General features: G+C 63.7%; 12 protein-coding genes. 2 read left to right on the forward strand and 10 right to left on the reverse strand.

Going from position 1 to position 11,366, the window contains the following annotated elements; translation table 11 throughout:
• From AC1DX0_RS22690 to AC1DX0_RS22700, 3 genes are all read right to left on the reverse strand, one after another.
• A partial coding sequence (locus tag AC1DX0_RS22690) for a sugar ABC transporter substrate-binding protein (RefSeq protein WP_477356917.1) occupies positions 1 to 615 on the reverse strand: 615 nt, incomplete at its 3' end.
• 40 nt (positions 616 to 655) lie between these two features.
• Positions 656 to 1,420 carry an ATP-binding cassette domain-containing protein gene (locus AC1DX0_RS22695; RefSeq protein ID WP_015318182.1) on the reverse strand — a complete coding sequence of 255 codons (765 nt, stop codon included), beginning with the start codon at positions 1,418 to 1,420 and terminating at the stop codon, positions 656 to 658.
• Positions 1,417 to 2,583 (reverse strand): ROK family transcriptional regulator, encoded by a 1,167-nt coding sequence (locus tag AC1DX0_RS22700; RefSeq protein ID WP_477221236.1) that lies wholly within the window; start codon positions 2,581 to 2,583, stop codon positions 1,417 to 1,419. Before AC1DX0_RS22700 ends, AC1DX0_RS22695 begins: the two co-directional genes overlap by 4 nt.
• A 217-nt stretch (positions 2,584 to 2,800) precedes the next feature.
• Between AC1DX0_RS22700 and AC1DX0_RS22705 the strand changes: the two genes are divergently transcribed.
• Together AC1DX0_RS22705 and AC1DX0_RS22710 are read left to right on the forward strand one after the other, a co-directional pair.
• Entirely contained in the window at positions 2,801 to 3,979 is a 1,179-nt protein-coding gene (locus AC1DX0_RS22705) for a M24 family metallopeptidase (RefSeq protein WP_477221237.1), read from the forward strand.
• Positions 3,966 to 5,201: a M20 metallopeptidase family protein gene (locus AC1DX0_RS22710; RefSeq protein WP_477221238.1), complete on the forward strand. Its 1,236-nt coding sequence runs from the start codon at positions 3,966 to 3,968 to the stop codon at positions 5,199 to 5,201. Before AC1DX0_RS22705 ends, AC1DX0_RS22710 begins: the two co-directional genes overlap by 14 nt.
• 61 nt (positions 5,202 to 5,262) lie before the next feature.
• Here the strand turns inward: AC1DX0_RS22710 and AC1DX0_RS22715 are convergent, their stop codons facing one another.
• From AC1DX0_RS22715 to AC1DX0_RS22745, 7 genes are all read right to left on the reverse strand, one after another.
• A complete protein-coding gene (locus tag AC1DX0_RS22715) occupies positions 5,263 to 6,018 on the reverse strand; it encodes an ABC transporter permease (RefSeq protein ID WP_477221239.1) in 756 nt (251 codons plus the stop codon).
• Positions 6,015 to 6,788, reverse strand: coding sequence for an ABC transporter ATP-binding protein (locus tag AC1DX0_RS22720; protein WP_477221240.1), 774 nt, complete (start codon positions 6,786 to 6,788; stop codon positions 6,015 to 6,017). Before AC1DX0_RS22720 ends, AC1DX0_RS22715 begins: the two co-directional genes overlap by 4 nt.
• Positions 6,788 to 7,816, reverse strand: a complete 1,029-nt coding sequence (locus AC1DX0_RS22725) for an ABC transporter substrate-binding protein (RefSeq protein WP_477221463.1) — start codon at positions 7,814 to 7,816, stop codon at positions 6,788 to 6,790. Before AC1DX0_RS22725 ends, AC1DX0_RS22720 begins: the two co-directional genes overlap by 1 nt.
• 83 nt (positions 7,817 to 7,899) lie before the next feature.
• Entirely contained in the window at positions 7,900 to 8,337 is a 438-nt protein-coding gene (locus tag AC1DX0_RS22730; protein ID WP_477221241.1) for a VOC family protein, read from the reverse strand.
• A 2-nt stretch (positions 8,338 to 8,339) separates the two neighbouring features.
• Positions 8,340 to 9,080 (reverse strand): FadR/GntR family transcriptional regulator, encoded by a 741-nt coding sequence (locus AC1DX0_RS22735; RefSeq protein WP_477221242.1) that lies wholly within the window; start codon positions 9,078 to 9,080, stop codon positions 8,340 to 8,342.
• On the reverse strand, positions 9,077 to 10,516 hold the full coding sequence (locus AC1DX0_RS22740; RefSeq protein WP_477221243.1) for an FAD-binding oxidoreductase: 1,440 nt from the start codon (positions 10,514 to 10,516) through the stop codon (positions 9,077 to 9,079). Before AC1DX0_RS22740 ends, AC1DX0_RS22735 begins: the two co-directional genes overlap by 4 nt.
• Positions 10,517 to 10,786: 270 nt before the next feature.
• The coding region (locus tag AC1DX0_RS22745; RefSeq protein WP_477356919.1) for a M23 family metallopeptidase at positions 10,787 to 11,366 on the reverse strand (580 nt) is incomplete at its 5' end.

Here is an 11,366-nt window from a genome sequence, read left to right on the forward strand (position 1 = left end):
AACGATGGTGCCGGCGTTGCTGGCTTCCCACTGCATGGCCGGAAGCGAGATGATCTTGACGTCCGGAAACGCCTTCAACTTCTCCTCAAAGCCTTTCTGGATGTCGAGCGTGTAGGGGTCGCCGGGATCGCCGAGCACCTGCAGGACCTTGCCCTTCACCGAGCCGTTCTTGGCCTTCAGCAGCTTTTCGGCCTGGTCGGCGGCGACATAGCCGATCTCGACGGTTCCGGCGACCGAGGTGAAGTCGGAAGGCGTCGAGGTGATCTGACGGTCGAACTCGACCACCGGAATGCCGACGGCGCGCGCGGCCTCGATGGACGGTTTCAGCGCGTTGAAGTCGACAGCCGCGAGGATGATCGCGGCCGGCTTGAGCGCGATGACGTCGTTCATCTGCGATTGCTGGGCGTCGGTCTTGTTGTCGGCGTTCAGCGTCTTCATCTCGTAGCCGGTCTGCTTCAGGAACAGCTCCAGAGCGCTCACCGAGCCGGTCTGGAACTCGTCGAGCAGTGTCGGCACCATGTAATAGACGACACCCTTGGACTGCGCGAATGCCGGCGTGAGCGTGGCAAAGGCCAGTGCCAGGATGCCGAAGACAGCAAGAAGTATTCGCTTCATGTCGTTGGCTCCCTGTTAAGCCGGACCCCTCTTTTGTCCCTCAGCCTGCCGGTCCGGCACCGGCAAGCGTCTCTCCGGTGATCATGTTGATCACCGCGTCGGGACTTGTTTTGTTGCGTGCGACATCGCCCGCCACGACGCCTTGCCGGATCACCACGATCCGGTCGGCGACCTGAAAGGCCTGCTGCATGATGTGGGTGATGATGACGACACCGATACCCTGGCTTGCCACCTGGCGGATCATCTCAAGACCGCGCCGCGTCTGCTCGACGCCAAGGGCGGCGAACGGTTCATCGAGCAGCACCAGCTTGCCCCCCCAGTGCACGAACCGGTTGAGCTCGATGGCTTGCCGCTGGCCGCCCGAGAGATGCTCGACATTGGTGCGCAGCGACGGAATGCGGGTGCCGGCGCTGGCCAGCGCCTTGCCGACGACGGCTTCCATGGCGCGCTCGTCGAGCACGGGAATGCCAAGCACCTTCCTAGTGATCTCGCGGCCCATGAAGAAATTCGCCACCACGTCGACATTGGTGCACAGCGACAGGTCCTGGTAGACGGTTTCGATGCCCGCCGCCTTGGCTTCGGCCGGCGACCTGGCCAGAAACTCCTTGCCTTCGAACAGCATGCGGCCCGAGGTCGGCTCGAGCCCGCCAGCGATGATCTTGACCAGCGTGGATTTGCCGGCGCCGTTGTCGCCGAGCAACGCCACGACCTCGCCCTTGCCGATCGAGAAACTGATCCCCTTCAGCGCTTCGATGGCGCCATAGTTCTTGGTGACGTTGTCGAGCACCAGCAGCGGTTCGCTCATGCCGCAATCTCCTTGGCTGTCAGAAGATCGCGGCCGTGTTCGCGCTCGGCGGCGAACATCTGGCCGAAGCGCGGCGACAGCACTCCGGAAACCGCAAGGGCGGCGGCTCCGCGCAGCACGGAATGCTGCCCGCCGCGCGCGACCATGACCCGGGGCGTCGTGCGGTCCTTGCGTGCGGAGACGGAGTTGTGCAGGCCGTCAGCCGAACCGGCCAGCCGTTCGAGCAGATCGGTCGACGCCAGCCCGCCGAGGATGACCGTTTCAGGATCGAACAGGTTCTCGATGACGGCGATGGCGTTGTGAAAGATCGGCGCGACTTCCGCGACCCAATCGGCCTCTGAGCCGTTCCAGCGCCGGAGCGCCTCGAGCGAGAGGTACCTTTCGAGACAGCCTGTGTTGCCGCACGGACAAGCCTCGCCGCCGGGAACGACAGGGATGTGCCCGACCTCGCCGGCATTGCCCCAGGCGCCACGCTGCACACTGCCGTCATGCACCATGACGCCGCCAAGGCCGACGCCGAAATAGAGGTAGTAGTACTCCGAGAATTGGGCACCGAGGCCGTAGAGCCGCTCGCCCATGGCTGCTGCCGCCATGTCGGTTTCGAAGAAGGCCGGCAGTCCGGTCGAGGCGGCCAGCCGCTCGCGCAGCGCCACATCCTTCCAGCCGGTCATTGTGGTCGGGCCGACAAAACTCATGGATTCGACCCCGAACGGTCCGGGCAGGGCGAGGCCAACCCCAAGAACCCGTCCGCCGACCCGCAATCCGGTCAATTCAGACACCATGGCCCCGATCAGCTCGAAGGCGTGGTCGGGCGTCGCGTTCGGCGCCTCGCGGTAGGCGCTCTCGATCACGTCGCCGCTCAGATTGATCAAGGCGGCGTTAATGCCGAGCGGGGTGATGTGGATACCGACGGCATAGCCGCCCTCGGGATTGATGCGCAGCGTCGCCGGTGGCAGGCCGCGCCCCTTGGGTTCCTCGCGCACGGAGAGGATATAGCCTTGCTCCTCCAACTCGCGAACGATGGTCGACACGGTCTGGACGGTGAGGCCGACGCGGCTGGCAATCTCGCCGCGGGCGATCGGCCCATGCAGGCGGATGGATTCAAGCACGATGCGCCGGTTGTACGGCCGCCCGAACTCCTGATTGGTCCCCCGCAATGCCATGCCTTGCGCCCCAGTTGACGTTAGGTTCGCATCAAAGATTTATTCAGTCAAATGGAATTCAAAAATAAATCGGGATCGCGTTCTAATCCTGGGAGAGCAGCAAGCCGCACCTAGCCTAGGCCCTGTTCACGTGCCGCGCTTGGCTGATTGCCGCCATAGCGAAACCGCTTCAATGGTGGGCAAGCCTCGCAACCGTTGACCAAAGCATGGAGCAGAGATGATCGAATTGCCGTTTGCCCGCGACGAATACCAGCAGCGGCTTGCCAAGATCCGCGCCGAGATGGCGAAGCGCGGTCTCGAACTCCTTGTCGTCAACGACGTCGCCAATCAGCACTACATCACCGGCTATGATGGCTGGTCGTTCTACACGCCGCAGGTGGTGCTTATTCCGATCGAGCAGGTCGAGCCGGTCTGGATCGGACGCGCCATGGATGCTGCAGGTGGTCTGCTGACGGCCTGGATGAAGCCCGAAAACGTCGTTGGGTTCCCGGAGGATCATGTTCAGCGTGCCGATCGTCACCCCATGGACTGGATCGCCAGCTGGATCGTCGCCAAGGGCTGGAGTAGCAGACATATCGGCATCGAACTCGAAGCCTATTATTTCTCGCCGAAAGCGCATGCTCGCCTCGTTGCTGGCCTTCCCAACGCGAAATGGCATGATGCCGATCTGCTGGTGAACTGGATCCGTGCGGTCAAATCGGCGCCCGAGATCGCCTATCTGCGCAAGGCTTCGACCTTGGCCGAGGCCGCCGTTACGCGGGCTTTCGAGGTGATCGCGCCCGGCGTGCGCGAATGCGACGCCATTGCCTCGATCCAGGCGGCGCAGATCGCCGGCAGCCCGGATTTTGCCGGCGACATCACCGCTCTTCCGCCGACCATCCTCGGTGGCGAGAATGCCTCGGCTCCGCATATCATGTGGAGCGACCGGCGGTTTGGAGCCAACGAGACGATTGCGCTGGAACTTGCCGGCGTCTGCCGCCGCTACGCGGCCGGACTGGCGAGAACGATGCAGCTCGGCAAGACGCCGACGCGTGTCGCGGACACGGCAAAGGCGGTKATCGAGGGCATGGACGCGGTGCTCGACGCGGTCAGGCCGGGAACGACTGCCGAAGCCGTCGAGGGCGCATGGCGCAAGGTCATTCAACGCTACGGGCTGAAGAAGGAGTCGCGCATCGGTTATTCGATCGGCGTCGCCTATCCGCCGGATTGGGGCGAACACACGATCAGCTTGCGGCCAGGCGACAAGACGGTGCTTCAATCCGGCAACGTCGTTCATTCCATCCTCGGCATGTGGATGGACGGCTGGGGCATCGAGATCAGCGAGACCATTCTGGTCACCGAAACCGGCTATGAGACGCTGACGAAGTTCCCGCGAGAGATCCATGTCAAATCCTGAGGGTTCGGCCATGGCAGGCGGTGTTGCCAGTCTCGGCGCGGTCGATATCGATGCCGGCATCCTCGACCAGATGATCGAGATCCGCCGCTATCTGCACCGCAATCCGGAACTGTCGAACCGCGAGGCGAACACGCAGAATTATCTCAGGCAGATGCTGGCCGGCGAGGGGATCACTGATATTCGCGATGTCGCGGGCTTTGGCCTTGCGGTCGACATTGTCGGCACCGGCAAGCCGTCGAACCGAAAGATCGCCATTCGCGCCGACATCGATGCCTTGCCGATCGAAGAAGAGTCCGGTGTCGACTACGCATCGACAAATCCCGGCGTGATGCATGCCTGCGGCCATGACGCCCACGCCTCGATGGGTTTCGCGGTTGCCGCGCACCTCCATCGATCAAGGGCCGATTTTGGCGGAACCGTCCGCCTGATCTTCCAGCCGGCCGAAGAGGATTCGCCCTCGGGCGGCAAACGTGTGGTGGAGGAGGGGCTGCTCGACGATATCGACGCCGCGATATGCCTTCACGTCGACCCCTACACGCCGTCCGGCAAGATCGCGGTCCGTTCAGGTCCCTATACGCTGGCGTGCGACACGTTCGATGCAATCGTCATCGGTGAGGCGGCGCACGCGGCAAAACCCTATGAGGGCGTCGATGCGATTGCCGTGGCCTGCTCCATGGTCGGGGAATTGCAGAAGATCGTCTCGCGCGAAATCGATCCTTACGATCCCCTGGTCATTTCAGTCACCGGCATCAATGGCGGCAGCGCCTACAATGTCATCGCCGGCAAGGTCGCCTTGAAAGGCACCATCCGCAGCGGCAGTGACGCGACCCGCGAGCGGGCCTGGCGCCGCGTACGCGAAATCCTCGAGTGCATCGCGACAAGCCACGGCGCCAGTGTGCAACTCGTCATCCACAAGGGGGAACCGGGGGTCGTCAACGATGGCGAGATGGCGGAGCTGGTCACCGCCAGCGGCAAGGCCTGCGTCGGCGCCGACAATGTCCTCAACACGCCCGGATGGACCATTGCCGACGACTTTGGCTACTACAGCGAGAAGCGCCCCTCGGTCTATTTCCGGCTTGGAATCCGCAACGAGGCGGTCGGATCGGTCTTTCCGCTTCACCATCCCAAATTTCGCGTCGATGAGGCGGCCTTGAAGATTGGCACGGCCACGCTGGTTGCTGCGGCGACCAGATTTCTATCGGTGCAACCGGAAAATAGCTGACTGACCCAAGCGGTCCAGGGTCGGCTCGTGCAAGGCTTGCACGAGCCAGTGAAATGCCTGTTCAGTATTTGATGACCCGGCGTTCGACCAGCACCACGGCACAGAACAGCACGATCGACAGGCAAGATGACAGCACGATCGCCGCGTAAAGCCGGTCCGACTGGTAATTGAAACTCGCCTGGATGATCAGCGCGCCGAGGCCCTTGTCCGAGCCGATCCATTCGCCGACGATGGCGCCGATGACTGCCGTCGCCGACGCGATGCGGAGCGAGGAGAACAGCATCGGCAGCGCACGCGGCAGGCGCAGGCTCCAGAAAACCTCCGAACGTGTCGCCGACAGCACCCGGAACAGCTCGTGCTCATTGTCGCTGGCCGAATCCAGGCCGCGGATCATGTTCACCAGCGTCGGGAAGAAGCAGATCACCGCCGCGATGACGATTTTCGGCGTCATACCAAGTCCGAAGATCAGGATGATGATCGGCGACAGCGCCAGGATCGGAATGGTGTTGAAGAACAGCACGATCGGAAAATAGGTGGCCTGCAGGATGCGGTTGTGCACGAACAGGATCGCCAACAGCACGGCGGCCAGATTGCCGATGACGAAACCGGCCAGCGCCTCGATCAGCGTCGGCCTGAGATTGTCCATGAGCAGCGCGAAATTCTTCTGGAAGACGCCGGATATGGCGGTCGGCGTCGGCACGATATAGGCCGGCACGCCGAGCAGCGGCAGCAGATACTGCCAGGCGAAAAGCAGCGATGCCGCGCCGAGAACGGGCAGGGCTATTGCCATTTGCGGCGAGAGCGGCGCCGGCCTCATGACGCCTGCTCCAGCGCGACACGCAAATCTGCCATGGCGGCGACGATCGCCGGATCTTCGCGTGTGCAGCGGTTGCCGTCCTGTTTGAGCGACCGCATGTCCAGATCCTTGACCAGCCGTCCCGGATTGGCGGCGAGAACGATTACGCGTTCGCCGAGATAGGCGGCTTCGGCAATCGAATGGGTGACGAACAGGATCGTCGTGCCGGTGCGCCGCCACAGGTTGAGAAGCTCGTCGTTGAGCCGGTCACGAGTGATTTCGTCGAGCGCCCCGAACGGTTCATCCATCAAAAGCAGCTTCGGCTGGCCCAGCAAGGCGCGGGCAATCGCCACACGCTGGCGCTGGCCGCCGGAGAGTTGATGCGGCAGGCGTTCGCCAAAGCCGGCAAGCCCCATCAGCTCCAGCAATTCGTCGCTACGGTCCTCGATTTTCCGCGTCAGGCTGCCTTGCCCGACGCCAAGCGGCAGACGCACATTGTCGCGCACCGTGCGCCAGGGCAGCAGGGTCGAGTCCTGGAAGACGAAGCCGACATCGCGGCGCGAGCGCACCGCATGCGGCGTGTCGCCGAGCACGCTGATCGTGCCGCCGAGCGGGTCGAGCAGGTCGGCGACCACGCGCAGCAAGGTCGACTTGCCGCAGCCGGACGGCCCAAGGATCGACAGGAAGGAGCCGGTCTCGACGGTGAGGTCGAGGCCGGAAAGCACCTTGACGGCCGCCTGGCGGCCGCCATAGCCGACATCCAGCCTGCTGGCTTCGATCGCGCTTGCCATCAGGCGGCGGGCGCGTCGAGCTTCGGCCGGTCGGCAGCCGAAAGTTCGAGGATCTTGGTGGTGTAGACGTCGGCCGCCTTGGGCCGGCCGTTGGGGTACTGGCCGACCTTGTCGAGCAGTGCCAACTGCTCTTCGATCGAGGCGGGGTCGAACGTGCCCCAGCCGTCCTTGGCCGTCGCACCGTCGAAGGAGAGCTTCAGCACGAGGTTGACGGTCTTCTCTTCCCAGCCGAGGTCCATTTCGGGATAGGCGGCGACCATTTTCTTCACCGCCTCCTGCGGGTTGGCGTGCACCCATCCCCAGCCCTTGGCGACCGCGCCGATGAACTTGGCCAGCGTGTCCGGGTCCTTTTCGATCGCCGCATCGGTGGCGAAATAGACATCGGCATAGGAATTCAAGCCGAGGTCGCGCACCAGAAGGTCGATGCGGTCGTCGCCGACGACGCTGAGCGCCTGCGTGTTGGTGATCCAGCCGCCAATGGCGTCGACATCGCCGCGCACCAGCGGTCCCTTGTCGAAACCGACATTGATGACGGTGAGGTCGGACGCGCTCAAGCCGTTCTTGGCCAGGATCTCATCCATGACGAAGCGCGCTGTCGGCTGGATGCCGATCTTCTTGCCCTTGAGGTCGGCCACGCCCTTGATCGGATTGGTGGCCTTGGAGGTGAGCGCATAGGGGCCGGTGCGGAAGCCGCAGGCGACCATCTTCACCGGCACGCCGCTGGCGCGTGCCGAAAACAGCTGTGGCGTCTCCGAGAACTGGCCAAGCTGTGCCGCTCCCGAAATCACCGGCGGCACGGTCGAGGCGTTGGGCCCACCCGGGCTGAATTCCACGTCGAGCCCGGCATCCTTGAAGTAACCGTTGGCGACGGCGGCGATGTCGCCGATCTGGCCGTTGGACATCAGCCAGTCATACTGGATGACGACCTTGCCTGCGGCCTTCGCGCCCGGCGTCAGCACCAGCTGCATTCCGCCCGATGCCACGGCAACAGCCGCCAAGCCGGATTTCATGAAACCGCGGCGGTTCATGTCGTAATTCCCATTCATTTTCCGCTCCTGTTGCAAGACTGTCTCGTCTCTTCATTGCGCGCCGTTCCCTTGGCGCGGGTGGTCTACGGCTGTTCGTCGTGGTAGTCGCCGGGGCCGCCGTCGAGCCAGGCGTAGAGTTCCCAAAGCGTGTCGTCCGGGTCGGTGAAATAGGCGCAGCGCGCATTCCAGACATAGTTTTCGGGCGGGCCATAAAACGGTACGCCCTTGGCTGTCAGCTCGGCATGCAGCCGGTCGATCTCGTCGGGGGTGTCGAGCTGGACGGCGACGCAGACCTTGTGCGCATGGCGCGGCGATTTCAGTTTCGAGACGCCGGCATGCTGGCCGATATGGTCGATCTCCCATGCTGCCAGTGTCACGCCCTCGCCATGGAAGTCGGCGAAACCCTCGGCGCGGCGGCGCAGGCGAAAGCCGAGCTTGTCGACATAGAACTCGACCGTCCGCTCGATATCCTCGACGAGAAGGCAGACATCCGAAATTCGATATGCGGTCCCCATCGGCATGACTATTGGCCTCCCTCAGTACGCCGGGTGCGCAATGGCAGTTTGACGCCGACACGGTCGGCCGCGCCGATGATGTGCGCGCGCATTGCAGCCTCGGCAGCCGCCGGGTCGCCGGCGACCAGCGCCTCGTAGATGCGCACATGCTCGCCGACATTGACTTCCACCAGATCGTGCAGGGGGTTGGTCTGCCGTGCGTAATAGATCGATCGGCGGATCTGCTCGCAGACGAAGGAAATGAAGGTGTGGATGTAACTGTTGCCGGTCGCCCGGGCGATCTCGCGATGAAACAGCAGGTCGGCGTCGATGCTGCCGTCCTCCCATCGCTCCTCGCCGCTCATGCGGTCGAGTGCGGCCTTGATGGCGTCGAGGTGCTCCTGGTCGCGGCGCTCGGCGGCGAGTGCCGCCGACTCGGCCTCGAGGATGCAGCGCAGCTCGAACAGCCGCTCCATGTTCTGCCCTTCCTTCAGCGTCTCGCGGTCGATGCGGATTGCCGCGCGCTGCTCCGGTGCAAGCACGAAGGAGCCGATGCCTTGCCGCGCCTCCACCATGCCGTCGGCGCGCAATTGTGCGATTGCCTCGCGCACGACGTTGCGGCTGACGCCGAATTTCTCCGAAAGCTGCTGCTCCGTCGGCAGCAGGGCGCCCGGGTTGAGATCGCCGGACTCGATCTCGCGGCTGAGGAACGCGGCGACCCGATGCGGCAGCGCCTCGACAGTGCCGATGGCAGCCAGTCGTTGTTTCATGAAAAAGTCTCCGTCGCGGGAAAGAGGCAGCCGGGGTTCATCAGACCGCCCGGGTCGATGGCATGTTTCAGCGCGGTGACGAGCTTGCGATGGACAGGGGTCATTCCGGCCCAGTAGGCAGGCTGGCGGGTGCGCCCGATGCCGTGCTCGGCGCTGATCGAGCCGCCAAGTGCGTTGACGATGTCGTACAACCCAGTGGTGATGGCGGTGCCCCTGGCGCGGGCCTCGGGCTCGGCAAGGTCGAGCGGCGGCAGGACGTTGAAATGGATGTTGCCGTCGCCTGCGTGGCCATAGGCCTGCGAAATCCAGCCCGGATGCTCCAGTTCGACAAACTGCCGGGCTCGGGCGATCAGCGTGGGGATATCGGAGATACGCACCGAAAGATCGGTGCGTACGTGGTAGCCGCGCTTGGCCTGGCCCTCGACCAGCCCTTCGCGAACGGCCCAGAACGCCCTGGCCTGTGCGCCGCTCTCTGCCAGAACGGCGTCAGTGACGAGTTCTTCTTCCATCGTGCGGGCAAGGAAATCCACCAGCAGGGCGCGCAGGTCGATGGCGGCACTCGACGACAATTCGATCAGCACATGGACGGGCGCCGTAACCGGCGCGCCGATGTTGGGGTCGACGAGCCGTGCGAGCTCCATGCATTCCGATCCGATGATCTCGAAGGCGGATATCAGGTCGGAGCATCCGCGTCGGGCTTGGCTGAACAGCGATATCGCCGCTTCGAATGAAGGAAGCCCCAGATAGGCAGTTTCGACACGGCCCGGTTTCGGAAAGAGCTTGACCTCCACACCGGTGATGATGCCCAGCGTGCCCTCGGCGCCGATGAAAAGCTGCTTCAGGTCGTAGCCGCGATTGTCCTTGCGCAGGCCGGAAAAGCCGCTCCACAGTTCGCCGTCAGGCAGCACGACTTCCAGTCCGACGATGAGATCGCGSGCCATGCCGTAGCGSAGCACRTTGACGCCGCCGGCATTGCTGGAAGCGTTGCCGCCGATCTGGCAACTGCCYTGAGCGCCGAGCGCCAGCGGAAACAGGCAGTCCTGCTCTTCGGCGGCATCCTTGATGTGCTGCAGGATGCAGCCGGCATCGGCCTGCAGCATGAAATTGTCGGCGTCGACAGAGCGAATCCTGTTCAGCCGCTCCAAGCTGATGATCACCGCGCCCTGGGCCGTGCCGATGTCGATCGCGCCCGCGACAAGCCCGGTGTTGCCGCCCTGCGGGATTATCCCCAACCCAAGCGTGCCGCACAGGCGCACCGCGGCCTGGACCTCGGCGACCGATGCCGGTTTCAGCACGGCAAGCGCGCCGCCATGATGATCGCCGGACCAGTCCACCAGGTATTTCGCCATGTTAGCCGCATCGGCAGCCACACCGCTCTGCCCAAGGAGATGCTCCAGGGCGGCAAGGACGTCTGGCGAAATGCCGTGGATGGTCATTATCGGATCGGCGCTGGTGTTGTGGCGTATGGTTATACATATCATCCTACAACTGAAATCGTGTCAACACCGGCAGGCCGAACGGCCGTGGATATGTCGATAGCCAGATCGTTGGGATGAGGTGCCAGTCAGGTCGCTGTCCAAGCAGGGCCGAAGCCGCCGGATGGCAGTCGAGGCCAGCACGGACAGCGATCACCCAGATCCGGATTGCTTGCAAAGCGGGGAAGATTTGGTTTGAGAGGTAGCCAATCAGGTCAGGACCGGCGCTCTTCAGAGATACTGSGCGACCTTCTTGCCGACSGTGAGGAAGCGCAAGGGATCGATCGCTTCGCCATTGTGGCGCACTTCATAATGCAGATGCGGGCCGGTCGAGCGGCCGCTGCTGCCGGTCTTGCCGATGACGGCGCCCGCGTCCAGCTTCTCGCCCACGGTCACGTCGATTTCGCTCAGATGTCCATAACGGGTCGCAAAGCCATTGCCGTGGTCGACTTCGACCATACGGCCATAGCCGCCATTCCAGCCGGCCTTGGTGACAACGCCGGGCGCCGTGACCTTGGCGTCCATGCCGATGGGCGCCCTGAAGTCCATGCCCGAATGCAGCGCGGCGGTGCCGAGGATGGGATCGGTGCGCACGCCGAACGGGCTGGTGACGGAGTGGCCGGGAGCCGGGTTGGCCAGCGGCAGCCGGCGGGCTTCCTTCTTGAGGTGGTCGAGTGTATCCAGCGCCTCGTCCAGTTCCTTGACCTTGCTGTCGAACATCATCGAGCTGTCGAGCGGGATCAGCGGTCCGCCGACATCGATTTCGTTCTTGCCGAAGTCGCTGTCGACCGGCAGGCCCGCAGCCTGGAGC

It is taken from the genome of Mesorhizobium sp. P3_A9 (assembly GCF_056402975.1).

What these genes read in the sequence shown, in the direction of transcription:
- AC1DX0_RS22735 (WP_477221242.1), bottom strand. Translation starts at nt 9,080, where the DNA reads ATGAAACAACGACTGGCTGCCATCGGCACTGTCGAGGCGCTGCCGCAT.
- AC1DX0_RS22700 (WP_477221236.1), bottom strand. Translation starts at nt 2,583, where the DNA reads ATGGCATTGCGGGGGACCAATCAGGAGTTCGGGCGGCCGTACAACCGG.
- AC1DX0_RS22715 (WP_477221239.1), bottom strand. Translation starts at nt 6,018, where the DNA reads ATGAGGCCGGCGCCGCTCTCGCCGCAAATGGCAATAGCCCTGCCCGTT.
- AC1DX0_RS22725 (WP_477221463.1), bottom strand. Translation starts at nt 7,816, where the DNA reads ATGAACCGCCGCGGTTTCATGAAATCCGGCTTGGCGGCTGTTGCCGTG.
- AC1DX0_RS22695 (WP_015318182.1), bottom strand. Translation starts at nt 1,420, where the DNA reads ATGAGCGAACCGCTGCTGGTGCTCGACAACGTCACCAAGAACTATGGC.
- AC1DX0_RS22710 (WP_477221238.1), top strand. Translation starts at nt 3,966, where the DNA reads ATGTCAAATCCTGAGGGTTCGGCCATGGCAGGCGGTGTTGCCAGTCTC.
- AC1DX0_RS22730 (WP_477221241.1), bottom strand. Translation starts at nt 8,337, where the DNA reads ATGCCGATGGGGACCGCATATCGAATTTCGGATGTCTGCCTTCTCGTC.
- AC1DX0_RS22720 (WP_477221240.1), bottom strand. Translation starts at nt 6,788, where the DNA reads ATGGCAAGCGCGATCGAAGCCAGCAGGCTGGATGTCGGCTATGGCGGC.